A 25,565-nucleotide genomic window follows, 5' to 3' on the forward strand; every position below is an offset into this window, starting at 1 on the left:
CGAGCACACACAATGGCGGCCAAGCGCCAACGCAGTGCGAACAACGCGGCAACCCTGCTGGATGTCGCCAAGCACGCCGGGGTCTCGCCGATGACCGCTTCGCGCGTCATCAACCGCCACCCGCATGTCGGCGAGGAGATGCGCGTGCGTGTGGAAGCCTCGGTCCAGGCATTGGGGTATCGCCCCAACCTGGCCGGCCGTTCGTTGCGCACCAGCGGCCTGTTGCGCATCGGCGTGCTGTACAGCAATCCCAGCGCGGCCTACCTCAACCAATTCATGCTCGGGCTGCTCGAACAGAGCAGCCTCAATGGCAGCCAGGTGCTGGTGGAAAAATGCGGCGCCATCCGCAGCCAGCGTGCCGCCACCGAGCGCTTGCTGGCGGCCGGCGTGGACGGCGTGATCCTGCCGCCCCCGCTATGCGATTCGCGCCAGACCATCGCCGAACTCGATGCACGCGGCATCCCGGTCGTGGCGGTGGCGAGCGGCGCACCGATGGCGCAGATCAGCTCGGTGCGCATCGACGATTACCAGGCTGCGCGCGCCATCGTCGATCACCTGATCGAACTCGGCCATCGCCGCATCGCCTTGATCAAGGGCGACCCCAAGCACACGCCCAGTGCGTTACGTGCCAACGGCTATCTCGACAGCCTGCAGGCTGCCGGCCTGCCCGTAGCCGAAGAATTGATGGCAGACGGTCTGTTCACCTATCACTCCGGCCTGCTCGCCGCGCGCAGCCTGCTTGCGCAGGCGCAACCGCCCACCGCCCTGTTCTGCAGCAACGACGATATGGCGGCAGCCGCCGTTGCGGTCGCACACGGCCTGGGCCTTCGCGTGCCCGAAGATGTATCGGTCGCCGGTTTCGACGACACCCCGGTCGCCACCACCATCTGGCCCGAGCTCACTACCGTGCATCAACCGGTCACCGCGATGGGCCGCGCGGCGGTGTCGCTGCTGGCCGATGCGATCCGCCAGCGACGCAAGGGCGCTCCCGCGCAGGGCGTGCATCAGGTGATGAAGTACACCGTGGTCAAGCGCGGCTCGACGGCGGGGCCACCGGCGCGCTAAGCGCCGCATCGATCGGCACCGTGTAACGCCTGCGGCATCACGCTAAAAAAACGGCCACATCGCTTCCCGACGATGCGGCCGAATGGGAGGGTGCCCGACGTTGCCGTCAGGCGTACTGCAGCGCCGCACTCGGCGGCGACGGGAAGAAAGCGCAATGACCGCTTGGAGAGCGACAACAGCGAAACATGCGCGACCCAGCGCGAGGGTGCGCTGGGTCGCACAACGGTGCAGCCGGATCAGAAGCGCAGACGCAAGCCCGCGTAGTAACGACGCTCGAAGATGTTCTGGTCGTAGTAGTGGTTGGTCCACTGCGCGTAGCGCCGCTCGCTTTCGCCGGTCAGATTGGTCGCCTGGGCGTACAGGGTCAGGTGATCGTTGACGTCGTAGCTGAAGGACGCATCGAGATAGCCCACGTCGTCGTTCCAGATCGCCAGCTCGTCGCCCCAGGCGCCGCTGTTGACCTGGCTGAAGCGCTTGCTGCGCCAGTTGTAGGCCACACGCGCCTGCAGCTTGTCCTTCTGGTACCACAGCACCGCGTTGGCCTGATGCTTGGAGTTGTCGCCGATCGGCAAGGTGTTGCCGTCGATATCGGTGTTGTCGGTATCGGCATCGGAGAAGGTGTAGTTGATGTTGGTACCGAAGCCGCTCAACCAGCCGGGCAGGAAGTCGAAGGCTTGCTGATACCCCACTTCAAAGCCCTTGATCTTGCCGCCACCGCCGTTGACGATGCGCTCCACCGGGCCACCCAGCCGCGCCACGCCATCGGCGTCGGGCAACAGCTCGATATTGGTCACCGTGGTGGGGAACGACTTCACATCGATCAGGAACGCACCCACGCTGACCAACGACGCATCGGAGAAATACCATTCCCACGAGGCGTTGTAGTTGGTCGCGCGATACGGATCGAGATCCGGATTGCCGGAGCGGCCATTGAGGAACAGCACCGCATCCGAGGGCAACGCGGGGTTGCGCGGTGGCGTGCCGTTGACCGCATAGAAGCTCACCAGCCCGCGCCCGAGATCGGGCAGGTCCTGGCGCGCCACGGCCTTGTTGTAGGCAAAGCGCAGCTTCTGCGCGTTGGTGATGTCCAGCGACAGGTTGGCGGTGGGCAGCACGTCGGTGTACTGGCGGTTCAGGCGATTGGTACCGATCGCCGGGCTGACGCCGTTCCATTCGACATTGCCGATGAACACATTGCCGCTGCTCAGGTACTGGTCGATCGCCAGCTTGGTCTGCACGATGCGCGCGCCGATGTTGGCCGTCCACGGGACCGCGCTGCCGGTACCGCCTTCCAGATTGGCCAGAAAATACGCTGCGGTGCTCTTTTCGGTGACCTTGTAGGAGTCGGCGGCCTGCTGGTAGGCCACGTTGCCCGGATACAGGCTGTTGAGATAACCCACCGGGTCCTTCATGACCTGCGGGTTGATCGCCGGCAGGCCCTGGCTGCCCAGGCCGGTGACCTTGAGCGGATCGAAGTCGTTGAAATACGCCCAGTAACTGGGAATCGAATTGAACGGCAGCAGGCGCGCTTCGGAGACGCCGCTGCAGGTGTCCACGATCAGCGGATCCTTGAAGTAATACAGCGAACGGTTCGGGTCGGCGCAGCTGGTCGATACCGGCGACAGATAGCGATAGGTATCCAGCTTGACCTCGCGCTCGCCGTAGCGGATGCCGAACTGGAAGCCGCGCACCACGCCCTCGTCGAACTCGAAGGTGCCATCGGCGCGGAACGCGTCCATCGTCGCTTCGATCTTGTTGCCCTGCGCCCAGGTCGACATCAGCTGCCAGTTGTCCGGGTTGGACACGTCGGTGCCGAGGTTGACCGCCGGATAGGTGCCACGGAAATCCACCGAGGCATCCACTGTCGGCAAGCCGTTGGCGTTCGCCCACTGCGTGATGCCGCCGGCGCGCGTGATCTGGTCGCCACGCGTCACCACCGCATCGGCACGCGCTTCGTCGTAGGTGCGCTGCGCATCGCCATGCACCCACCGGAACGACGCACGGAAGGGGCCACCATCATCGAAGCGCAGCTCCAGATTGGTGTTGAGCGCGTCCGAGTCGGCAACGCCGGCCATCGAGTGGGCCTGGAAGCGGTTGTAGCGGAACTGGCCGTATTCCAGCAAGCCGTTGGAATCGACCACCGACCCGGGCTGCAACTGGTTGGTGGCCCAACCGGTGTGCAGCTGCGCGGCCACCGAGGTGTCCTGGTCTTCGAGCTTGGTGTAGGCCGCATCGGCCAACACCGTCCACGAATCGTTGATGTTGAACTGGAACGAACCGTTGATGCCGGTGCGCTGGCGATCGGTGCTGCGGTTGTCCAGTTCGGTGGCGACCCAGTTGTAGAAGTAATCGCGCGGCAGATTGCTGGGGTTGGTGTTGCTGCCGATGCGCCCGTCGCCGTTGAAATCGAAGCCCACATTCTGCTCGGTGGATTTCTGCGCGCCATTGGAATACACGCTGGGGTGCTTGTTCTCCAGCGTGGCGTCGGAGTACGACACGGCCAGCAACGCGCCCCAGCGCTCGGTGCGGAAGCTGGCCAGCCCCGAGTACAGCTCGTTGAGTTCCTGCACGCGGTCGCCGTAGGAGCCTTCGGCCTGGCCGCTGAAGGTCCAGCCTTCCGGCAGGTCGAACGGGCGCCGCGTCTTCAGCGAGACGGTACCGCTGATGCCGCCATCCAGATCGGCGGCGGTCGGCGACTTGATCACGTCCACGCCACTGAACAGCGTCGGCGGGATATCGACGAAATCCGGCTGTGCGCGGCCGATGTTCGGCTGCCCGTATTGATCGCCGCCACCGGCGCTCAGGTACAACTCGCCGTTCATGGTGGTCTGCACCTGCGGCATGCCGCGGATATTGAGCTGCGAGCCCTCGCCGGCCGAACGCCGGATCTGCACGCCGGGCACGCGTTGCAGCGAATCGGTGATGGTGACGTCGGGCAACTTGCCGATGTCTTCGGCAGAGATCGAGTCGATGATCTGCGCGGCGGTGCGCTTGTTCTCGATGGCCTCGGCCTGCGCGCCGCGCACGCCCTTGACCATGACCTTGTCCAGGTCGGTGACCCCGGCGGCGTTGCCGGCGTCCTGTGCGCCTGCGCTGCCGGCAAGCAGGGTGAGTGCAGCCGCGAGTGCGGCGGCCAGTGGGGTGTGGCGGGTGTTCGAATGCAGCTTGTTCATGGTCCCCTCCCAGGGATGACGACAATCCACGACCGTTTCGAATGGCATTGCAGCAACGGCAATGCGGTATTGGCTGACGCGCAATCGGCGCGTCAGTACGAACGCCGTGCGGGGGCACGGCGCGGCAACGCGCTGGCGCCGCTACGGAAGTCCGTTGGCGACGCCTGTTGATGGTTCGACATTCCAGCCGCGCACCTGCAGCGTGGCGTTGCGCAGGCTCGCCGCGGACGGGCCGCGGATCTCGATCTCGCGCTGCTCGCCCGGCACCAGGCTGAGGTAGTTGTCGCTGTAGTACGCCGGCAGGATGCGTTGACCTTGCGCATCCACCAGGGTCAGCTTGGTGTTGAGCGCAACCTGCTGCGAGGCATTGCGCACGCTGGCGCGCAGCACCGGTTCGGCGCCCTCCTGCAGCTGCGTGCTGAGCTGTACCGGCACTGCCGCCAGCGCATCCAGACCGCGCATGGCCGCCGCATCGCGCGCCACCCAGTAGAAATTGCGCGAACGCACGGCCGCGTCGCGATCGAGCAATTGCAGCCGCACAAAGCCAAGGCCATTGGTGTCCTTGAGCAACGGCGCCAGTTGCAGCACCGGTGCCGATACCGCAACTGCCGCGGCCTCCAGCGCTTGCTCGCGCTGCTGCAGCAACTTTCCGTCGGCGGCATAGACGTCTGCGCGCACGCGCAGGCCGCTCACCGGCTCGGCCGCGTTGTTGACCACCACCACCTCGTGGCCGGGCAGGTTCATCTGCACATGCAGCATCTCTGCCGCATTGCGCACGCCGTAGTAGGCCGCGTGGGTGTCGTAGTCGTGGCTGTAGATCTGCCACATGTTGCTGGGCCAGGCCGGATGGCTCATCCATAGCAGCCGCCCGCTGTTCTTGCCCCACAGCTGCGCGTTGAAGCCTTCGAAGATGGCGCGGTGGGTGTCGTAGTTGAGCAGCTGCGCCTTGCGTTCGAAGTCGGCCAGGCTGGTCGGCGCGCCGAGCTTGTCGGTCAGCGAGCGCATGAAGCTGGCGGTGTCGCCGTTACCGGACTGGTGCCAGTCGTGATACGCCCAGGCATCGCCGATCGGCCACTGGTCCTGCGCCGCAGGTACCGATGCCTGGAACGACTCCAGGGTGGAGAACGAGGGCGTGCCCACTTCCACCGAAAAGCCCTGCGCCAGCTTGTTGAAGTACGCCACCGGCTCGCGGTAGTTGTACGGGCCGCTGCCCTGCAGATTGATCTCGTTGGAACTGCCGGTATACCAGCGCGTGCCATCGAGTTCGGCCACCAGCTGGTCCAGGCCTTCGTTGAGGATCGGCGCCGGCACGCCTTCGTTGCGTCCGAACCACAGCACGATGGAAGGATGATTGCGGAAGCGCTTGATCACCTCGGCGGCGTTGTCCAGGAACAGCGCCGCGTCGGCCGGCTCCATGTTGTAGTTCTGGGTGGACTGCCAGAAGTCGTTGAGCACCAGCATGCCGTATTCGTCGGCCAGCTCGAAGAAGCTAGCTTCGGTGTTCTGCCCCACCCAGTTGCGCACCACATTGAAATGCGCATCGCGCTGCAGACGGAAGTACGGCTCCAGCCGCTCGCGCGAGACCCGCTTGCGCCAGTCGTCCATGCCCCAGTTGCCGCCCTTCACCGCAATGCGCACCCCATTGATGCGCAGTGCCAGATGCGGGGCCAGGCTGTTGTCGTCGAGCTGCTGCACCGCCGGCGAGGACAAGGCGCCGGGATACAGGGATTGCGCATTGCCGCCGGGTACGGGCCGGATCGCTGCATGCCGCACGTCGACGATGCGCTCGCCGCGTTGCCGGGCCTGATTGAGATCGACCAGGACGCGGCGCAACGCGCCATCGTCGTCGAACAACGACAGTTCGTAGGTCACCTGACGAATGCCGAAGCGCAGCTGCTGCGTGTCCGACGGCGTACCGGCCACTTCGACACTGGCCTGCAAGGTGTACAGCGCCGGCTCGCCATAGCCGTTGGGCCACCACAAGCGCGGATTGGCGACGACCAACTGCGGCGTATCCGCAGCAGTGAGCTTGAGCGTGCTGCCACCGGCCGGCACCGTGACGTCGCGCTGGATGCGCACATCGCCGAAGGCCAGCTGCACCGTGCCCTGCACTGCTGCGGCAGTGTCGTTGCGCAATGGCACGTTGATTTCGAGTTCCGCGCGGTGATGATCCGGTGCCAGCTTCGCGGTGATCACTTGCGTATCACCGAGCGCCACTGGACCGGTGGCATGCAGCTGCACGTCCTGCCACAGACCGGCATTGCGATCGCGCACCGCCGGAATCCAGTCCCAGCCTTCGCTGGCGATGAAGGTCGGCCCGTCCAACGCCTGCATGCCGCCATTTTCGCCGACACCGGCCGTCATCGACTGTTCGTGCGCGATGCCGGGATGCGGTGGTGGCGACACCCGTACCGCGACGACGTTCCTGCCCGGCTTGAGCTGCTTGCTGACATCGAAGCGACCGCGTGCGAATGCGCCGCGGGTACGCCCGACCTGGGTGCCATTGACCCAGATCTCGCCGGCGTAGTTGATGCCGTTGAATAGCAGCTCCAATCGCTTGCCTTGCAGTGCTGCAGGCAGATCGAAACTGCTGCGGTACCACCAATCCTGCCGGCTCAGCGATTCGGGAATCGCCATGTTGTTGAGGCCGATATCCGGATCCGGATACACGCCACGATCGACCAGCGTGGTGAGTACCGTGCCCGGCACGGTCGCGGCGCGCCAGCGGCTCTTGCCGGCAGCGTAATCGCTACGCGACAGCGTCGCACCGCTGGCCTGACCGAGCTCTGGTGCCGCAGCGAGTTGCCATGCACCGAGCCGCCATGCGGCGGCATCCAGCGGCTGCAGCGCAGGCGCCTCCGATACCGGCCTGGCGACCGGCGCCGGGAAGGGCGCGGCACTCCGCGGCAGGGTCGCCGCCGCTTGCGGTGCGAGTTGCCCTGCCATCTGCTTGACCTGCACGCGCCAGCCGGGCGATGCGTCTTCAAAGCGCTGCAGCGCAGGATCCGGCGCCTGTCCGGCAAGCCGTGCGATGGCTGCCGCATCCAGTGCGCCGGCCTGTGCGGTGAAGCCTGCGATCTCGCCGCCGAAGTGCTGCGTATACGCCGCCGGTTGCTGACGCGGGCCGAACACCAGCGTGGGCGCGACTGCGGTTTGCTGCACGTTGCCGCTGGCCACCTGGCGGCCATTGGCATACAGGCTCAGGCGCGTGCCCTGCGCAATTGCGGCAACCTGCGTCCAGACGCCGGCGCGCAGCGGCTGCTTGCTGCGCAGCATATGCTCGGCGCCTTGGGCGAAGCCCAGCAGGCCGTTGTCGATGACGAAGAAACGGCCAGCCGCCTGCGGATCACCGAGCCCGGCAATCAAGGCCGGGCCGGTGGTCCCGCTGGAGGGCCGCACCCAGGCGGACACGCTCCAATCCGCATCGGCGGCCAGCAGCGGTGTTCCGGCGGCGAGCTTCTTGCTTAGCCCGAGACCGCCAGCGAGCACGCGCACGTCGTAGGGACCGGGCGGATCGGCATCGGCGGGTGCAGCCTCCACTGCAGTCCAGGCGATGCAAGCACACAACAACCACAGCGCTCCACGGCGGAACGCCTTGCGAACCATCAGCATTAGAGGCCTCTCCCAAGCTCTACTGCCAAGCAACGGTGCACACCACCTGGACGCAACCGCCAAGGCGACGCGTCGTCGCCTTGTCATTGCATCTGTCGTGATGCCGCCCGTGGCTGCCGCCCCTGTTTCAGCGGCCATGGTGCGAGGTAACGTTACCCCAGGTGGATATCGACGACAACCGTTCTGCGTTAGGGTTGGCGCTCCCAGGAGGAGGGGCTCATGCGAAACCTGATCCAGTCCGCATTACCGGCGGCGTGCGCGCTGCTGTGTTCGATCGCGTTGCCTGCAGCTGCGCAGCGTTTGCAGGTGCAGTCGCCCGACGCACGTACGCAGGTGGAATTCTCGTTGCGCGCGGGCGGCGTGCCGACCTATCGCGTGCTGTATCGCAACAAAGTCGTGCTTGACGACGCTCCGCTCGGACTGGATCTGGGCCGCGCCGACACGCTCGGCAAGGCGATGACGTTGCAGGGCAGCACCACCGAAACGCATGACAGCCGCTTCGCCCTGGCCGTGGGCAAGACGCGTCAGGCACGCGATCACTACCGCCAATTGCGCGTGCAGTTGTCGGACCCCAAACAGCGACGCCTGACAGTGGAATTGCGCGCCTACGACGACGGCGTTGCGCTGCGTTATGTGCTGCCCGACGCCGGTGAGGTGCGGATTCGCAATGAGCTCACCAGCTTTGCATTCCCCAGCGATTACGCATGCTGGAGCTTGAACCTGGGCCGCTTCGGCACCAGCCATGAGGGCGAATACGATGCGATCGCCGCATCCAGGCTGCGCCCGCACAATCTGCTCGAGTTGCCGCTGGTGTGCCAGACCGATGCAGGCGGCACCACGCTGGCAATTGCCGAGGCGAACCTGCGCGATTACGCCGGCCTGTATCTCAGCGGCCGCGAGGATGGCAGCCTGGGCGTGTCGGCGAAATTATCGCCACGCCTGGACGACCCCACGCTGGCCGTCAGCTTTGATGCCAAGGGCCGCGATTTCGCCACGCCGTGGCGGGTGATCATGCTGGGCGACAGCCCGGCCAGCCTGATTGAATCCAATCTGATTTCCGCACTCAACCCACCGCCGGCCTTCGATGCGAGCTGGGTGCGCGCGGGCAAATCGGCATGGGATTGGTGGTCCGGCTCACTGGCCAGCGGCGTGGCACAGCCGGGCATGAATACCGCCACGATTCAGCGCTATATCGATCACGCGCAGCAATTGAAACTGCAATACATGCTGATCGACGATGGCTGGTATTTCGGCAGCACCGGCGATGGCCAGTACAACGTCGATGCCGATATCCGCCGGCCGGTGGAGCAGCTCGACCTGCCGGGTCTGGTGGCCTACGCACGGCAGCGCGATGTCGGGCTGTGGCTATGGGCGCATTGGCGCGCGCTGGATGCGCACATGGACGAAGCACTCGCCTGGTATCAGCAACTCGGCATCAAGGGCATCAAGGTCGACTTCATGGACCGCGACGACCAGCAGATGGTGGATTTCTACCACCGCCTGTTAGCCAAGGCCGCCGAGCACAAACTGCTGGTGGATCTGCATGGCGCCTATCACCCGACCGGCCTGACCCGCACCTATCCCAACTACCTCACGCAGGAAGGCGTGCTCGGCGCCGAGTACAACAAGTGGACCACGCGCATCACCGCCACCCACAACCTCACGCTGCCGTTTACGCGCATGTTGCTCGGGCCGATGGATTACACACCGGGCGGCTTCCGCAATGTGCGCCCGGCCGAGTTCAAGATGCAGCACATCGCGCCGCAGGTGATGACCACACGTGCGCAGCAACTGGCGATGTATGTGGTCTACGAAAGCCCGTTCGCGGTGGTCGCCGACAGCCCGGAACAATACGAAAACGTGCCGGCAGCGCAGTTCCTGCGCGATGTGCCGGCGAGCTGGGATGAGACACGTGCACTCGATGGCGCCATCGGCGAACACATCGCGCTGGCGCGGCGCAGCGGCAAGGACTGGTACGTGGGCGCAATGACCAACGAGCAGGCACGCACGCTGACCTTGCCGCTGGCATTCCTGGGCAAGGGCAGCTGGACCGCCACCATCTATGCCGACGGCGCGGCCCCGACGGAGGTGCGTATCGATACGCGCAAACTCACCTCCAACGACAGCCTGCAGCTGCCATTGGCTGCAAACGGCGGCGCCGCCGTGCGACTGCAAAAAAAATAAGCTCGGCGGACAGGCTGCGTCCGCTGAGTTGAGCCAAGTCGAGTTGAGTCAAGCGCGCGTACCGTGGCGGTACGCGCGATCGATTACGGCAGGTCCACGCCTGCGCACACCGCCGGGCGTGCATCCTTGAGCGGGCGCACGCCACTGGCGTCGAACTGCAATGCCGCATGCTTGGGCGCAAATGCCGGCCAGGCCGGCAAGCCCTTGGTGTTGGGATTGCCACGCTGCACGAATGCGGCCCAATAGCGCTGCAGACTCACCGGCGGCTGGCCGATCGGCAGACCCTTGAACAGGAACGGCAGCTCGGCGCTATGCGTGACCCGCCCGCCCGGTGCGGCGGTATCGAACACGTAATGCCACACCGGCACGCCGAGCGCGGCCTGATGCTGGGCCACGCTCACTGCCGGGCAACGGAAGGTCAGATCGGTGGACAGCTGCATCGCTGCGTCGCCCTGCCGTGCGGCACGCTGCGCCGCATGCGTGCGCTGCGCCTGCAGCACGGCATCGGCCTGCGCCGGATAGTCGCGACGCAGCCGCGCCTGTGCACCCTGTTTGCCGCCGTATTCCAGCTCCTGCACCACATAGCCGATCAACAGCGGCACCCGGGCCTGCGCGCCGTCGGCCAGCAACGCGGCCGGCGCACGCGGCAGCACGCGCCCATCGACGACCGCCTGCAGCCAGATGTAGCCATCGTCATCCAGTGCCGGCACGTCGACATCCTGCCCGGCCTTGATCAGCTGCTCCACCGGCAGCGCGCGCAACTGCGCCAGACGCGTGGCGGGGTCGTCGATACCTGCACGCTTGGCGATCTCCACACCCAGCGCGCGATTGTCTTCCAGCGAACGCGCCGGCAATCCGAACCCGGCGGTGCCGCTCTGCTCGATCGCCGCCGAAAACAGGCCACGTGCCAGCGGGCTGAGCATCAGCAAGCCCACATCCTGGCCACCGGCCGACTGCCCGGCGATGGTGACCCGCGCAGGGTCGCCACCGAACTGCGCGATGTTGTCGCGCACCCATTGCAGCGCGGCGATCTGGTCGAGCAAGGCGTAGTTGCCGGCGGCTTGATGGTCGCCATCGCGCAGTTCCGGCAGCGACAGGAAGCCGAGCGCACCGAGCCGGTACTGCAGCGTCACCACCAGCATGTCCTGTGCGACCAGGTTGGTCGGCAGATGACCATCGGCGCCACCGGCCACATTGGCGCCGCCGTGGATCCAGACGAACACCGGCAGCGGCTTGGCCGGCTGCAGCGTTGGCGTCTGCACTTCGACGTAAAGGCAATCTTCCGTACCGCGGCTGGCCATGGCGTCGTTCCAGCCCAGCGCCGGTTGCACGCACGGGGTGGCGGCCCGGGTCGCATCGCGCACGTCCGACCAGGCAGCGGCCGGTTGCGGCGGCTGCCAACGCAGCGCGCCCAGCGGCGGCGCGGCAAACGGAATCGCGCGAAACACCGCACTGCCGTCGTCCTGCCACTGCCCGCGCACCAGGCCGTGATCGGTGCGCACCTGTGGCGGTGCGGCAGGCGTGGAGGCCGCTGCAGCATGCGCGCTGACGCTCAACGCACAAGCGGCGGCAAGCAGACCGGCACACAGGCGCATCACAACTCTCCACTCAACGCGCGGGCACGCCAGGCGGCCTGGAACACGGCGGTGGCCGATGCCACGTTGAGGCTTTCGACTTTGCCGCTGCCGCGGATCGACAACTGCAGGTCGCAATCGCGCGCGAACTGGCGGTCCATGCCCTCGCTCTCCGCGCCCATCACATACACCAGCCGTTGCGGCAGCGCGGCGGCGAACACGTCCTGCCCGCCCTCCACCAGCGTGGCCGCCACTGCGAAACCGGCCTGACGCAGCTGCGCCATCGCCGTTGCGGTGTCGGGCAGTTGCACCAGCGGCACCGCTTCGGCGCCACCTTCGGCCACGCGCGCGGCTGCACCGGACAGACCCAGCGTGGAGCCTGCAGGCAGCAGCAGGCCGGCCACCCCGAAGTGCGCGGACGAGCGCAAAATCGCGCCGAAGTTGTGCGGATTGCCCACGCCATCCAGCCACAGCGCCAGCACCGGCCCCTGCGGCAACGCGGCCAGCCAGTCCTGCAACGGCTGCGGGGCGACGCGCAGCACATCGGCCACCACGCCCTCGTGGTGGGTGCTGGCGGCGAGCTTGCTGAGATCGGCTTCCTCGACCACGCGGTAACCGATGCGCTGGGCCACGCACCAGGCCAGCAGGGCCTTGAACTGCGGGATGCGCGCCTCGCTCAGATACAGCTTGCGCACCGCCTCCGGGCGCGCCTTGAACACGGCCTGCACTGCGTTGATGCCGTACAGCCGCAGTTCGCGCGCATTGCCGCCGGACGACGAAGCCGCGGACTGCGCAGCAGCGGGCGTGTAAGCCGTTGGCGCGTGCTGTGCCGGCGGCCGCGCTGCCGGTGTGCGCGGCGCGGCGCGGCCCCAGGGATTGTGCGAGGCGCCGGAGCTGCCGCCATCGCGCGGCGGTCGTCCGCCCCGTCCATCATGCTGTGTCATCGTCGTATCCAGGGTTCGTGTTGCTTGCCGGCGCTGCGGGGATCGTGTCTCCCCTCCGCCACCAGCGGTGTTCGTCATCCTGCAGGCCGGCGCAGCCGGCGGTGCAGACGCATTGGCGACGATGGTAAGCCACTGGCGCAACGAGCCGTATACGAGGTAGCCGAAGCGATGCTTTCGAGGCCCTGCAGCACAGGGACTCAGGTTGACGTTGCCGCTATGCAGGACACACGGGATCGGTGCCGATGCCGGTTCTGCGCCAACCCACAGCGTGCAAATGCGCCTGGCCCACGCGTTCGCCAGCGCACGTGGCCGGGATCAGTCCAGATCGGCCGGCACCCTCACCCGCGCGAACACGCGCAAATCGTGCGGCCCATCCGGCCGCATGATCGCGCAGCAGCTGCAGCCTTCTTCGACGAAGCCGTTGCGCAGCAGCACCCTGGCCGATGCCGGATGGTCCCGCGCCCGACTGGCGGAAGATGCAGTTGCCTGTAGCCGTTCCTGATGCGATGTGCGCGGTATCGCCACGGCCGATACCGCACACCCGGGCCGCAGGCCGCGGCTCAGCGCTTGGTGGTTTGCGCCTGCTTGAGCGCGGCGCACAGGCGGATGGTCTCGCCGGTCTGCGCCATGCCGCGGTCGGCGCCGCTGAGCGTGGCCAGGCGCGGCTTGAAGAACGCATCCAGGCGGTCGGCTTCTTCCACGCTGCAACCGCCGGACGCACCCAGCGCCGGCAATCCGCCGCCGTCGAACGAGCCGCTGCGCTGCACGATACGGTCGAAGTTGGCGGTGAACCACGGCCACATCGACGCATGCGAGGCCTCGTAACTGTGACCGCGCATCAGCAGGCTCTTCATCTCGCCCACCTTGATCGCATCGGTCAGCGCGAAATCACGCACCTGCTTGAGCAGCGCCGGGTCCTGCAGCGTGCCCAGGGCGGCGATCATGGCGTTGCGCTGCGCCGGGTCGGCATGCGTGCGCAATGCATCGATCAGGCTCTGCACTGCCGGTGCGCCGCGCTCCTGCGCGGTCACTGCCAGTGCGGTGCCGAGCAGATCCGGATTGGCTTTGGAGAAGTCCAGCGCGCCGTTGCCGCCGGCCAGGACCGCATCGCCCTGCGCCAGCAGTGCCTTGCGCACCTCCGCGTTCTGCAGGCGCAGCGCGAACAGCCCGGCCAGCGCCGAGCGCAGGCTGGTGTCGTCGATCGACTCGCCGCTACGCCGCGTGTAACCCAGCTGACGCAGACGCGGCAGATACGCCTGTTCGGCCGCCTTGCGCAGTACGTCGCGCTGGGCCTGGCTGGTGGCCTGGTAGCGCCAGATCCACACGAAGCGGTTCAGCAGCGCGGTGGACACATCGGCCGATTCGGACGGCGCCAACTGCTTGAGCGCTGCCAGCACGGCGTCGCCGTCGGTATCGCCGTGGCGGTAGGCCGCATCGATTGCATCGGCATAGGCCAGCTGTTCGTTGTCGTCGAGTTGGCCGACCTGCTTGCCCAGTTCAGCCAGCTGCTTCTTGGGCAGGCTGAAACGGTAGTAGCCGGCGCCACGCGCGTTCGGGAACACCCAGGTGTTCTTGCCGGCGCCATCCAGCACGATGCTGCCGCTGCCGTCTGCGAGCATCTGGCAGGCGGTGCCGACCTGGTTCTTGCCCTTGCCGTACTTGACGCACACCGGCACGCCCCATTGCTGCGCGGTGGAGCCGGTGGAACCCAGCGGCAGATAGCGTTGCTGCTGCAGCTTGACCACGGTCTTGCCGCCTTCGCGGGCGAGCTGGGTCTGCAGATACGGCACGCCCGGCTGATTGAGGAAGCTGCGGAAGGCGGCCTTGAACTCCTCGCCCTTGCCGGCGGCATCGGCGATCGCATCGACCAGATCGTCGGCGGTGGCGCTGCCGAACTTGTGCTTGGCGATGTAGGCGCGCATGCCCTGGCGGAACACGTCTTCGCCGACGAAAGCCTCGAACATCGCCAGCACCGCCGCACCCTTCTGGTAGGTGATGCCGTCGAAGGCGGTCTCGATATCGCCGTTGCCGGTGATCGGCTGGCGGATCTTGCGCGCGCTGACCAGGCTGTCGTTGTCCATCGCGTACTGCGCGCCGCCGATGCGGTCCAGATTGGCGCGGTATTCCGGGTGCAGCTGCATGGTGATCTTCTGCTGCATCCAGGTCGCGAACGCCTCGTTCAACCACAGGTCGTCCCACCATTCCATGGTGACGGCGTCGCCGGTCCACTGGTGGGCCAGCTCATGCGCATTGGTGTTGAAGGAGCGCTGCACGTTCTCGGCCGGCGAGTCCTTGTCCAGCAACAGCAGCCAGTCGCGGAAGGTGACAAACCCGGGGTTTTCCATCGCACCGGCGCTGAAGTCCGGCGCGGCGACCAGATCGAGCTTGTCGAACGGATAGCCGAAGGCGTAATAGTCCTCCAGCGCGGCGATGATTGCCGGGGTCTGGTCCAGCGCCGGGGTGATGCGCGGGCCCTGGCCCTTGGCGGCGATGCCGCGCAACGGGGTCGGGTTGGGGCGCTGCGGGGTGGCCGGCATGGCCGGCACGTCCACCACATCCCAGGGGCCGGCGGCGTAGGCGACCAGATAGGTCGGCAGCGGCACGGTCGGAGCGAAGGTCACCGTCTTCCAGCCCTTGCCGGCCGGCTTGGTCGAGGTGGCGATGGTGTTGGCCAGCGCCTGGTCGTCGGTGGGCACGGTCAGGCTGAGGTCGAACGGAGTCTTGAACGCGGGTTCGTCGAAACCGGGGAATGCGTAGCGCGCGCTGATCGGCTCCATCTGCGTCATCGCATAGGCCTGGCCCTGGTACTTCACCTGATACAGGCCCTGCAGCTGCTGATTGAGCGGCGCGCTGTAGACGATGTCCACGGTGAGCGTCTGCGGCTGCAGCGTGCGGCCGAAATCCAGGCGCACCACACCGGCCTGCGCATCGGCTTGCACATAGCGTGCGGTCAGTGCCTTGCCCTTGACCGGCTTGACCGTGACCTTGCTGACCTTCAGCTCCTTGCCGTGCAGCCAGAGGTGATCGGAGGGCTGCTTGAGCTGCACGCGGATGCTGGTGCGGCCGCTGAACTCGCTCTGGTCCGGATCGATCTTGAACGACAGGCTGTAGCGCTCGGGCACTGCCCAGGTCGGCAGGCGGCCATTGGGCACCGGCTCGCCGGAGGACTGCGCCAGCGCGGTGCCGCAGCACAGCGCAAGGAGAGAGGGAGCAAGCAGGCAGGCAAGACGACGCATTGGCGATTCCGGTCAGGGCAACTGCGGGAGTCGACCACAGCCGGGCATGACTGTCATGTGACCTTAGTCATTGCACGACCGATGCGGTGAGCGCGCCGCCCCCAGAGGCAACCGGCCGCGCTGCGGCGTCGCATCGATCGCGCTGGCGTGGCGCTGCCGCGCTCGAGAGACATAGCCTGCGCCCCGATGTTTGGGTTTTGTTTGCGATGCGGCCAGATGCAAACACCGCGATCAACGCCGATGCCGCAGCATCCCCGCTCATCGACCACCGGCAGCAGCATGCCGCTGCCGGTATCGCTCAGGCGTGGCCGCCTACCGAGGGCGTCTGCGCCTCCAGGGTTTCCAGCTCGCGCGCCACCGCTTCGGGCGACTTGGTGAATGGCGCAATCAGGCTGTAGAACGCCGGCACCACGTACAGCGACAGCAAGGTGGACAGCGACACGCCGAAGATCACCACCACGCCGATCGTGGCGCGGCTGGCCGAGCCGGGCCCGCCGGCCACCACCAGCGGAATTGCGCCGACCACGGTGGCGATCGAGGTCATCAGGATCGGACGCAGGCGCACCGATGCCGATTCCACGATCGCCTCATGCACGCTGCGGCCTTCGTCGCGCAACTGATTGGCGAACTCAACGATCAGGATGCCGTTCTTGGCCGCCAGCCCCACCAGCATCACGATGCCGATCTGACTGAACAGGTTGAGCGTGCCGCCGGTGACCCACAACCCGACCAGCGCGCCCAGCACCGCCAACGGCACCGTGAGCATGATCACCAGCGGATGGGCGAAGCTTTCGAACTGCGCGGCCAGCACCAGATACACCACCAGCAAGGCCATGCCGAAGGTCAGCAGCACCGCACTGCCGGACTGCTGGTATTCGCGCGACTCGCCCTTCCAGTCCACCTGCGCATACTCGGGCAATTCCTCGCGTGCGGTCTGCTGCGCCCAGGCGATCGCCTCGCCGAGCGGGTAGCCCGGCGCCAGGCCGGCACTGATGGTGATCGCACGCAGGCGGTTGAAGCGATTCAGGGTGCCGGCTTCGGCCACTTCGCTGAGCGTGACCAGGTTGGACAGCGGAATCAGCTCGCCACGCGTGGAGCGCACGCGGATAGCGGTGAGGTCTTCCGGCGCCATGCGGCCTTCGCGGCCGGCCTGCAGCATCACGTCGTATTCCTCGCCGTTGTCCACGAACGTGGTCACGCGACGCGAGCCCATCATCGCCTCCAGCGCGCCACCGATCGCGGTGACCGGCACGCCCAGATCGGCCGCACGCAGGCGGTCGATGTTGACGCGCATCTGCGGGCGGGTTTCCTTGTAGTCCGAGTCCGGGCCGACCAGGCCGGGATTGGCTTCCATGCGCTGCAGGATGCGATCGCGCCACTGCGCGATCTCCGCATAATCCGGCCCGCCCAGCACCAGCTGGAACGGCTGGCCGCGGCTGCGCACCAGGCCGCCGCTCACCTGCGTGCGTGCGCGCACGCCGCTGAGCACGTTGAGCTTCTGCTGCAGTTCGTCGGCCACTTCAGTGGTCGGGCGCGTGCGTTTTTCCCAGTCCTGCAGGAACACGCTGACCCGGCCGGTGTGCATTTCCTCGCTGCTGCCGAAGCCGCCGGGCACGCGCGGGTTGGCCCGCACGATGGGCTTGTCCGGGCCCACGTAGGGGCCAAGGATCGCCTCGACCTGATGCATCTGCCCCACGGTGTAATCGAAGCCGGCGCCTTCGGGCCCGTCGATCATGATCTGGAAATTGCCGCGGTCCTCGGCTGGCGCCAGCTCGGAGGGAATCCGGCCCATCAACCAAGCGCTGGCACCCAGTGCCAACAGCATCAGCAGCGCGAAGATCCAGGTGCGATGCACATGCCGCTCCAGCGAGCGCCCGTACGCCCCGGACACGGCCTGCATGCGGCCATCGAACCAGCGATGGAAGCGGTTGGGCCTGGCCTGCCCGTGCGAGCGCAACAGCTTGGACGACATCATCGGTGTCAGCGTCAGCGCCACGAAGGCCGAGATCGCCACCGCCGCGGCCAGTGCCACCGCCAGCTCGCGGAACAGGCGCCCGGTATTGCCTTCCAGAAAGCCCACCGGCAGGAACACCGCCACCAGCACCGCGGTGGTGGCGATCACCGCAAAGGCGACCTGGCCGGTGCCGCGCTTGGCCGCCACCAAGGGCGGCTCGCCCAGATCGATGCGGCGCTGGATGTTCTCCACCACCACGATGGCATCGTCCACCACCAGGCCGATACACAGCACCAGCGCAAGCAAGGTCAGCAGGTTGATCGAAAAATCGAACGCGTACAGCGCGATGAATGCGGCGATCAGGCACACCGGCACCGTCACTGCAGGAATCAGCGCCGCGCGTGCGCTGCCCAGAAACACCCAGATCACCACCAGCACCAGCACCACCGCTTCGATCAGCGTGTGATACACGCGCTCAACCGCTGCATCGATGAAGGTCGTGGTGTCGAAGGCGACGAAGATGTTGGTGCCCTGCGGCAGCGATTTCTGCACTTCCTCGGCCTGCGCGCGCGCCTCGCGTGCAACGTCCAGCGCGTTGGCGGTGGAGTTGCGCACGATGCCCAGGCCCACATTGGGCACGCCGTTGCTCTGGAAGTAGGCGCGGCGCTCGGCCGAGGTCAGCTCGACCCTGGCCACGTCGCCCAGGCGCACCACATAGCCGCCCTCGCCCTTGCTGAGCGGCAGCTTGGCGAAGTCTTCGGGCTTGAGATAACTGCGCTCCACGCGCAAGGTGAAATCGCGCTGCGCCGATTCGATGCTGCCGGCCGGCAGTTCCACGTTCTCGTTCTGCAGCGCCGCTTCCACGTCGGCCACGGTCAGTTCGCGCGCGGCCAGTTGATCGCGGTCCAGCCAGATCCGCATCGCATAGCGCTGGCGCCCGCCGATACGCACCTGCGCCACGCCGTCCAGGCTGGAGAAGCGGTCCACCACATAGCGCTCGGCGTAGTCGGACAGCTGCAGCGTGTCCATCGTGCTGGAGCTCATGTTGAGCCACAGGATGGGGTCGGCGTCGGCCTCGACCTTGGAAATCTCCGGTGGGCGCGCCTGGTCGGGCATGCGGTCGGAGACGCGGCTGACCGCATCGCGCACGTCGTTGGCGGCGGCTTCCACATCGCGCGACTGCACGAATTCGATACTGATATCGGAAGAGCCGTTGCGGCTGCGCGCCTCGATGGTCTCGATGCCTTCGATGCCGGCCAGCGCGTCTTCCAGCACCTGGGTGATGCGGCTTTCCACCACCGCGGCCGAGGCGCCGGTGTATTCCACGTCCACCGACACGATTGGCGGGTCGATCGCCGGCAACTCGCGCAAGGTCAGCCGGGTGAACGACATCACCCCCAGCACGATCAGCAGCAGGCTCATCACCACCGCCATCACCGGGCGGGTAATGGACAGGTCGGAAAGTTTCATCGTGCTGCCTGCGGGCGCGCCGCTGCCGGTGCTGGCGCGGCCTGATCGACCACCTTCAGGCCCGGACGCAGCTTGCCGGTGCCGTCGACCACGATGCGCTCACCGGCCTTGACCCCGTCGAGAATTTCCACCTTGCCGTCGCGGCGCTCGCCCAGGCGCACGTCGGCGCGCTCCACGCTGCTGTCGGGCTTGACCCGGAACACGTAGGACTCGCGCCCCACCTGCACCACCGCAATCTCCGGGATCACCACCGCCTGCCGCGCCGGCTGGAACAGGCGCACATCCAGCAACATGCCCGGGCGCAGCCGGCGATCGCCGTTGGGGAAGTCCGCCCGCACCGTCACCGAGCGGGTGGTCTCGTCAATGCGCGAATCGATCGCCGCCACCACGCCTTCGAACTGCTCCCCCGGATACGCCGCCGCGGTGCCATTGACGGTATTGCCGAGCTGCACCAGGCCGAACTGCGACTCGGGCACCTGGAAGTCCACGTACATGCGCGCCACATCGTCCAGCGTGGCGATCACCGTGCTGGAGGTGATCAACGAGCCCGGGCTGATCTGGCGGATGCCGAGCACACCGGAGAACGGCGCGCGCACCTCGCGGTCGGTGATCTCCGCGCGCATCTGCTGCACGCGTGCCTGCGCTGCATCGCGCAGCGCGCGTTGCGTATCGACAGTGGATTTGGCCACCAGTTGCTGGCCAACCAGACTCAACTGGCGCCGGTACAGCTGATCGGTTTCCTCGAAGGTGGCCTGCGCGGCCGTCAGTGCCGCCTGCTGCGAATTCCCGCGCAGCCGCAGCAGCAGCTGCCCGGCCTTGACCTCGTCGCCGCTGTCGAAATTGACCTGCTCCACCACATCGCTCACCGCCGCGGTCAGCGCCACCGATTCGCGCGCACGCACGGTGGCGATCGACTGCACGGTCGAGTTCCAGGGCTGGGTGGTCACCGCCTGCACAGAGACCGGGATGGGTTTGGCGGCGGCCGGCGCGGCGGCCTCACGGCCACAACCGGCCAGCGCAACGGCCAACAAGAGCGCTGCGCCGAAACGCGCGCTGGGTCGAACAAGCATCAGAACATCCTGGCGGGGTACGTCGAAAGTTTAACGACCTAGCTGCCATGGAGTTGACAGAAAGGGCGTGCTTTGCACCATGACCAAAGACCCTTGCTGTCGTCGGCGCGATGCGCTGGTCAGCGCAGCCACCGACACGGCGGCGTGGCTGCCGGACGGGCGCGGCCACCGCTCGGCCGCTGCATGTACGCATTCATGCATGACGGCTTCGCGTTGCCCACACCCACCTGACGCCTGCCGCTATGTCCTGTCAGCCCCGCTCAGCGTTCCAACCCGAGAAACTCGAGCACATGACGCGCCAGCGCCTCTACGTTCTCACCATCGGCGTGAAGATGGACCTCCGGCGCCTCCGGCGCCTCGTAGGGCGAATCGATGCCGGTGAAATTGGGAATCTGCCCGGCCCGCGCCTTGCGGTACAGCCCCTTCACATCGCGCGCCTCGGCGACCGCCAGCGGCACGTCCACGAACACCTCGACGAACTCCCCGGCATCGAAGCGCTCGCGCGCCAGCTGCCGCTCGGCGCGGAACGGCGAGATGAAGCTCACCAGCACGATCAGGCCGGCATCGGCCATCAGCCGCGCTACCTCGGCCACGCGGCGAATATTTTCCACGCGGTCTTCGTCGGTGAAGCCCAGGTCGCGGTTGAGCCCGTGGCGCACGTTGTCGCCGTCCAGGATGAAGGTGTGATAGCCCAGCGCATGCAGGCGCTTGTCGACCAGGTTGGCGACAGTAGACTTGCCCGCGCCCGACAGGCCGGTGAACCACAGCACGCGCGGAGTCTGGCCCTTGATGCGCGCGCGCGCGGCGCGGTCCACGTCCAGATGCTGCCAGTGCACGTTGCCGGCACGGCGTAGCGCAAACTCCAGGGTGCCGGCGGCCACGGTGGCATTGCTCTGCCGGTCGATCAGGATGAAGCCGCCCAGCACGCGGTTGCGTGCATACGGCGAGAACGCGATCGGCTCGTCCAGCGCCAGATTGCAGTAGCCCACCTCATTGAGCTCCAGCCGCTTGGCGGCCAGCCGCTCCTGCGTGTTCACATCGACCTTGTGCTTGATCTCGCTGATACTCGCAGTGACCGTGCGCGTGCCGATCTTGAGCCAGTACGGGCGCCCCGGCAGCAAGGCGGCATCGTCCATCCACAGCAGATGCGCGGCGAACTGGTCGGCCACTTCCGGCGGGTCGTCGACGGCGGCAATGATGTCGCCGCGGCTGATATCGATCTCCTCGCGCAAGGTCAGCGTGACCGCCTGGCCGGCGCGTGCACTGTCCACCTCGCCGTTGGCATCCAGCACCGATGCCACCTGCGTGCGGCGCCCGGACGGCACCACCACCACGGCATCGCCCACCCGCACCTGCCCGGCGGCGATGGTGCCGGCGTAGCCACGGAAGTGCTGATGGGGGCGATTGACCCACTGCACCGGCAAGCGGAAGCCGCTGCCGGCTTCCGGCGTCTCCACGTGCACGGTGTCGAGATGCTGCAGCAGATGCGGGCCGCGGTACCACGGCATCCGCGCCGATGGGCTGGACAGATTTTCGCCAGCCAGGGCCGACAACGGAATGCATTGCACATCGGCGATGCCCAGCTGCGCGGCCAGCGCGCGGTAGCCCTCGGCGATGTCGGCGAAGACCTGCGCGTCGTAGTCCACCAGGTCCATCTTGTTGACCGCCAGCACCACGTGGCCGATACCCAGCAACGACACGATGTAACTGTGCCGGCGCGTCTGCGCCAGCAAGCCCTTGCGCGCGTCCACCAGCACCACCGCGACATCGGCAGTGGATGCGCCGGTGGCCATGTTGCGCGTGTACTGCTCATGCCCGGGGCAGTCGGCGACGATGAACTTGCGCTGGTCGGTATCGAAATAACGGTACGCCACATCGATGGTGATGCCCTGCTCGCGTTCGGCGGCCAGCCCGTCCATCAACAATGCATAGTCGATGCCCTCGCCCTGCGTGCCATGCCGCCGGCTATCGCTCTCCAGTGCGGCAAGCTGATCGTCGAACAGGCGCTTGCTGTCGTACAGCAGGCGCCCGATCAAGGTGCTCTTGCCATCGTCCACGCTGCCGCAGGTGATGAAGCGCAGCAGCGGTTTGGCTTCGTGTTGATGCAGGTAGGCGCTGATGGCGCCGGGATTGGGGAGTGGGGATTGGGGATTGGCAAAGGCAGCTGCTTCCTCCGTTCCGTCCACGGCGAACCGCTGTTGCGAATCCCCAATCCCGAATCCCGATTCCCTGCCCATCAAAAATACCCCTCAAGCTTCTTCTGCTCCATCGACGCGCCTGGCGCATGATCGATCATGCGGCCCTGGCGTTCGGAGCTGGTGCTGACCAGCATTTCGGCGATCACCGCTTCCAGCGTGTCTGCAGTCGATTCGATCGCACCGGTGAGCGGATAGCAGCCCAGCGTGCGGAAGCGCACCGAGCGCAGTTGCGGCGTCTCGCCGTCGTGCAATGGCAGGCGGTGGTCGTCGACCATGATCCAGGCGCCGTCGCGCTCCACCACCGGGCGCGGCGCGGCGAAATAAAGCGGCACCACCGGTATCCGTTCGCGGTAGATGTACAGCCAGATATCCAGCTCGGTCCAGTTGGACAGCGGAAACACGCGCACGCTTTCGCCGGGTTTGGTGCGCGCGTTGTACAGATTCCACAACTCCGGGCGCTGGTTCTTGGGGTCCCAGCGATGACGCGCGTTGCGGAACGAGAACACGCGCTCCTTGGCCCGCGATTTCTCCTCGTCGCGGCGCGCCCCGCCGATCGCCGCGTCGAAGCCGCCCTGCTCCAGCGCCTGCTTCAGGCCCTGGGTCTTCATGATGTCGGTATGCATCGCCGCGCCGTGGCTGATCGGGCCGACGTCCTGGGCGATGCCGTCGGGGTTGATGTGCACGCGCAGGTCCACGCCGGTCTCGGCCGCGCGGCGGTCGCGGAAGGCGATCATCTCGCCGAACTTCCAGCGCGTGTCCACATGCAGCAGCGGGATCGGTGGCGGCGACGGCGCGAACGCCTTGAGCAGCAGATGCAGCAGCACCGAGCTGTCCTTGCCCACCGAATACAGCATCACCGGGGCCCGGAACTCGGCGGCGACCTCGCGCAGGATGTGGATGCTTTCGGCCTCGAGCCGATCCAGGTGTGACAGGGGCAGCAGAGTCATCAGGGTGTCGTGGGCGTCGGCGGGCAGACCAGCCGATGGTAGGGCAAGGCGCCGCAGTGTGTGGCGCGGGCCGCCCGCACCCAAATAAGCGGCCGGCATAACGCGATAACGGCTCATCCTTTCTGGCCGCGGCAACGCTTCCCTACCATCACGGGTCTCATCAACCGCCCTGGATCCGAATGACCGCCGCCAGTTCCGCGCTACCGCCCAGCCCCTTGCCCGACGAGCGCAAGGCGCTGCTGGAACGGTTGGTCGACGGCCTGGATGCCGCATCGCTGTGGTGGCTGTCCGGCTACACCGCCGGGCTGGCACAAGGCCAGCCGCCGCGCTCACTGGCGGTGTTGCCGGGCGGCCAGCCGCACGCGCCGGCACAGGAAAGCCAGCGCCTGACCGTGCTGTACGGCAGCCAGACTGGCAATGCACGCCGGGAGGCCGAGCAGCTGGCGACAGAGGCCGAGGCCGCCGGACTGAGCGTGCGTCTGTTGCGTGCCGACCAGTACCCCACCCGCGAACTGGCCAGCGAGCGACTGCTCTACGTGGTCATCAGCACCCAGGGCGAAGGCGACCCGCCGGACGATGCGATCGGGCTGGTGGAGTTCCTGGCCAGCCGCCGCGCGCCCAAGCTGCCCGAGCTCAAGTACGCGGTGCTTGGCCTGGGCGACTCCAGTTACGCCGATTTCTGCGGCATCGCACGCCGCATCGACGATCGCCTGGCCGAACTTGGCGGCAGCCGCGTGCAGCCACGCGGCGAAGCCGATCTGGATATCGACAGTGTCGCTGCGCCCTGGCGCACGCAGGCGCTCAAGCATGCACGCGAGCAGCTCAGGAGCGGCCCGCCATCGGCCACCATCACGCCGTTGCGCAGCAGTGCAGCCGCACCGGCGTGGTCGCATCAGCAGCCCTTCCCTGCGGAATTGCTGGCCAACCAGATCGTCAGCGGGCGCGACTTCAAGGGCCCGCAGTTCCGCGTCTACGCCTTGCCGAGCAAGCGCGTGCGCCATCTGGAATTTTCGCTGGAAGGCAGCGGGCTGAGCTACGAGCCCGGCGATGCGCTGGGCATCCGCCATCGCAATCCGCCGGCGCTGGTGGATGCGGTGCTGGAGACGCTGCGCCTGGATGGTCATGCCGCGGTCACCGTCGGCGAAGAGACTCTGGCCCTGCACGAGTGGCTGGCCACCCGGCGCGAACTGACCAAGCTGTCGCGGCCGCTGCTGGCCGCCCATGCCGAGCGTGCGCGCGCCGACGAGCTGCAAGCGCTGCTCACCCCGACCCAGACCGCCGGCCTGGCGTCATTGCTTGCCGATCACCAGCTGATCGACGTGCTGCGACGCTGGCCGGCGGATTGGGACCATGCCGGCCTGCTGGCCGCGCTGCGTCCGCTCACCCCGCGCCTGTACTCGATCGCCTCCAGCCGCAAGCGCGTGGGCGAGGAAGTGCACCTGGTGGTGGACGAACTCACCTACCAGGCGCACGGGCATGCGCACCTGGGCTCGGCCAGCGGCTTTCTGGCCGCTTTGCGCGAAGGCGATACCGCACCGGTCTACATCGAGCCGAACACGCGCTTCCGGCTGCCGGCCGATACCGATCGCGACATCCTGATGATCGGCCCGGGCACCGGCGTGGCGCCGTTCCGCGGCTTCGTGCAGGAACGCGCCGAAACCGGCGCCAGGGGCCGCAACTGGCTGTTCTTCGGCGCCCAGCATTTCAATACCGATTTCCTGTATCAGGCCGAATGGCAGCAGGCCTTGCAGCGCGGCGAACTGCACGCACTGGAAGTCGCGTTCTCGCGCGACCAGGCCGAAAAGATCTACGTGCAGCACCGCCTGCGCGCACGCGGCGCCGAGGTCTACGCCTGGCTGCAGGGCGGTGCGCATCTGTACGTATGCGGCGCCATCGGCATGGGCAAGGACGTGCACGCCGCCCTGCTTGAGATCGTCACCACCCACGGCGCCGTGGATGCAGAAGCCGCCGCGGCGTATCTCACCCAGCTGCAGGTGGAGGGGCGGTATGCGCGTGATGTCTATTAGTGCCGGGAATCGGGATTGGGGATTGGGGATTCGTAACTGCGGGTTCCCCGGGTCTGGTTGTTGTCGTGCTGCTGCTTGTTTGTTTTTGCCAATCCCCAATCACGAATGCCG

At 66.9% G+C, this 25,565-nt stretch carries 12 protein-coding genes and 1 pseudogene; 3 read left to right on the top strand and 10 right to left on the bottom strand.

What is annotated here, in order from left to right:
• Positions 1-12 precede the first annotated feature (12 nt).
• Positions 13-1,065, top strand: a complete 1,053-nt coding sequence (locus ACCQ04_RS15700; RefSeq protein WP_184433700.1) for a LacI family DNA-binding transcriptional regulator — start codon at positions 13-15, stop codon at positions 1,063-1,065.
• A gap of 236 nt (positions 1,066-1,301) precedes the next feature.
• Here the strand turns inward: ACCQ04_RS15700 and ACCQ04_RS15705 are convergent, their stop codons facing one another.
• A complete protein-coding gene (locus tag ACCQ04_RS15705; RefSeq protein ID WP_226427370.1) occupies positions 1,302-4,238 on the bottom strand; it encodes a TonB-dependent receptor in 2,937 nt (978 codons plus the stop codon).
• A gap of 141 nt (positions 4,239-4,379) precedes the next feature.
• Positions 4,380-7,850, bottom strand: coding sequence for a glycosyl hydrolase 2 galactose-binding domain-containing protein (locus ACCQ04_RS15710; protein ID WP_226427371.1), 3,471 nt, complete (start codon positions 7,848-7,850; stop codon positions 4,380-4,382).
• A 219-nt stretch (positions 7,851-8,069) separates the two neighbouring features.
• On the opposite strand from ACCQ04_RS15710, the gene ACCQ04_RS15715 reads away from it, so the two are divergent.
• The gene (locus ACCQ04_RS15715) at positions 8,070-10,034 is read left to right on the top strand and encodes a glycoside hydrolase family 97 protein (protein WP_372358557.1); all 1,965 of its coding nucleotides are present in this window, start codon (positions 8,070-8,072) and stop codon (positions 10,032-10,034) included.
• Between the two features lie 83 nt (positions 10,035-10,117).
• Here ACCQ04_RS15715 and ACCQ04_RS15720 read toward each other — a convergent pair whose 3' ends face one another.
• From ACCQ04_RS15720 to cysD, 8 genes and pseudogenes are all read right to left on the bottom strand, one after another.
• Positions 10,118-11,632 carry a carboxylesterase/lipase family protein gene (locus ACCQ04_RS15720; protein WP_226427373.1) on the bottom strand — a complete coding sequence of 505 codons (1,515 nt, stop codon included), beginning with the start codon at positions 11,630-11,632 and terminating at the stop codon, positions 10,118-10,120.
• Entirely contained in the window at positions 11,629-12,552 is a 924-nt protein-coding gene (locus ACCQ04_RS15725) for a TrmH family RNA methyltransferase (protein ID WP_226427374.1), read from the bottom strand. Before ACCQ04_RS15725 ends, ACCQ04_RS15720 begins: the two co-directional genes overlap by 4 nt.
• 315 nt (positions 12,553-12,867) lie before the next feature.
• Positions 12,868-13,047 (bottom strand): annotated as a pseudogene (locus ACCQ04_RS15730) (GNAT family N-acetyltransferase); the annotation flags it as partial.
• 65 nt (positions 13,048-13,112) lie between these two features.
• The gene (locus ACCQ04_RS15735) at positions 13,113-15,788 is read right to left on the bottom strand and encodes a M1 family metallopeptidase (RefSeq protein ID WP_154832537.1); all 2,676 of its coding nucleotides are present in this window, start codon (positions 15,786-15,788) and stop codon (positions 13,113-13,115) included.
• 298 nt (positions 15,789-16,086) lie between these two features.
• The gene (locus ACCQ04_RS15740) at positions 16,087-19,212 is read right to left on the bottom strand and encodes an efflux RND transporter permease subunit (protein WP_024940307.1); all 3,126 of its coding nucleotides are present in this window, start codon (positions 19,210-19,212) and stop codon (positions 16,087-16,089) included.
• The gene (locus ACCQ04_RS15745; RefSeq protein ID WP_226427375.1) at positions 19,209-20,282 is read right to left on the bottom strand and encodes an efflux RND transporter periplasmic adaptor subunit; all 1,074 of its coding nucleotides are present in this window, start codon (positions 20,280-20,282) and stop codon (positions 19,209-19,211) included. The genes ACCQ04_RS15740 and ACCQ04_RS15745 overlap by 4 nt, the downstream gene beginning before the upstream one ends.
• A gap of 260 nt (positions 20,283-20,542) precedes the next feature.
• Positions 20,543-22,519: a sulfate adenylyltransferase subunit CysN gene (cysN, locus tag ACCQ04_RS15750; protein WP_104576721.1), complete on the bottom strand. Its 1,977-nt coding sequence runs from the start codon at positions 22,517-22,519 to the stop codon at positions 20,543-20,545.
• The gene (cysD, locus tag ACCQ04_RS15755; RefSeq protein ID WP_226427376.1) at positions 22,519-23,427 is read right to left on the bottom strand and encodes a sulfate adenylyltransferase subunit CysD; all 909 of its coding nucleotides are present in this window, start codon (positions 23,425-23,427) and stop codon (positions 22,519-22,521) included. Before cysD ends, cysN begins: the two co-directional genes overlap by 1 nt.
• A gap of 179 nt (positions 23,428-23,606) precedes the next feature.
• On the opposite strand from cysD, the gene ACCQ04_RS15760 reads away from it, so the two are divergent.
• Positions 23,607-25,454, top strand: a complete 1,848-nt coding sequence (locus tag ACCQ04_RS15760; RefSeq protein WP_226427377.1) for an assimilatory sulfite reductase (NADPH) flavoprotein subunit — start codon at positions 23,607-23,609, stop codon at positions 25,452-25,454.
• The last annotated feature ends 111 nt before the right edge of the window (positions 25,455-25,565 follow it).

It is taken from the genome of Xanthomonas sp. NCPPB 2866 (assembly GCF_041475745.2).
GTDB classification, from domain to species: domain Bacteria; phylum Pseudomonadota; class Gammaproteobacteria; order Xanthomonadales; family Xanthomonadaceae; genus Xanthomonas; species Xanthomonas arboricola.